Origin of the sequence: Vibrio sp. 10N.222.52.B7 (assembly GCF_041474275.1) — a bacterium.
Taxonomy (GTDB): Bacteria; Pseudomonadota; Gammaproteobacteria; order Enterobacterales; family Vibrionaceae; genus Vibrio; species Vibrio crassostreae_C.
In genome coordinates, this window is record NZ_JBFRTU010000077.1 from 1,803 (window position 1) to 2,844 (window position 1,042).

Here is a 1,042-nt window from a genome sequence, read left to right on the forward strand (position 1 = left end):
TTGGCTCTGCAACACCCCAGAAGATAAGTCCAATACCCATACCTGCTGCGAATAACATCGCAATCCAAGATGACATTGAATAGTCCGCCGTCGCGTCTTCACCACCTAAACGGATTTTACCCAACGGTGAAAAAGCAAGAACAACAGCAAACGCTAGCATGATGTTAGCTCCCCACATAAACAGGAAGTCAAACTTTGATAGAACAGCACCCTTAATAGAATCAATTGCAGCTTTAGCATCTGCAGGAGGAAGAGCAAGAAGAGTGATGATGAAGAGAAGAGATAAGCCTACTGAGGCTACGAAGACTGTGTTATGGACATCCATGCCCCATTTACTGACGTTGTCTTGACCAACTTGATAGTCAGTAGAATCAATACTGTACTTTTTTGATTTAAAACTCATAAATTATGATGTTCGCATATCCGATTCAACGAATATAAGGACGCTCTCCATATCCAACTACTACTTGATTGGCTCGCCGCATCGCCTAAATAAAAGGCAATAAAAATCACAATAGTTAGTGATAAATGGACTTACTGGCTCAATCCCAAGGCGCACATTATAGCACAGCTCAAAGCATTTTGACTGATTTTTAGCTCAATAGTCACCCAAACCACCGTTGATAGTGATAGTTAACCCAATAAAAACAGAATAAAACAAAAGAATAAAAACCTTCAAATACAACAATTTAAATTAAAATGACGCACCGTAAAATCACATCCAAACTTTTTGCAGATAATTTTAATAATCACCCAATTTACTTATAGCTCTAATAAAAAAGCCCCGCTATAGGGGCGGGGAAAGTTACCAAAGGTAAAAGAGAAATCAGAGCTCAAATGTCAGCGCTGCGTCTCACAGATCAGCACTGCACATTTCAAAGACAGTTCGTTAGATTGCGAAGCAAAAACCTAGGTTATAGTCTTCACCATTTTTCGCAGTGAACTCTTTGTCTTCACTTGATGCATTCGGGCGGCCGCTTTCATCGCCCTTCACTAGGCTCACCCAGTGACGGATGCCAGAAGAACGGCTCGCCTCAGTTTG

The 1,042-nt window shown here is 41.1% G+C and carries 1 protein-coding gene; it reads right to left on the bottom strand.

The window, feature by feature from the left end:
* Nucleotides 1-403, bottom strand: a 403-nt coding sequence (locus AB4512_RS18515; protein ID WP_372175320.1) for a BCCT family transporter, incomplete at its 3' end; no start/stop codon positions are given.
* Nucleotides 404-1,042: the final 639 nt, after the last annotated feature.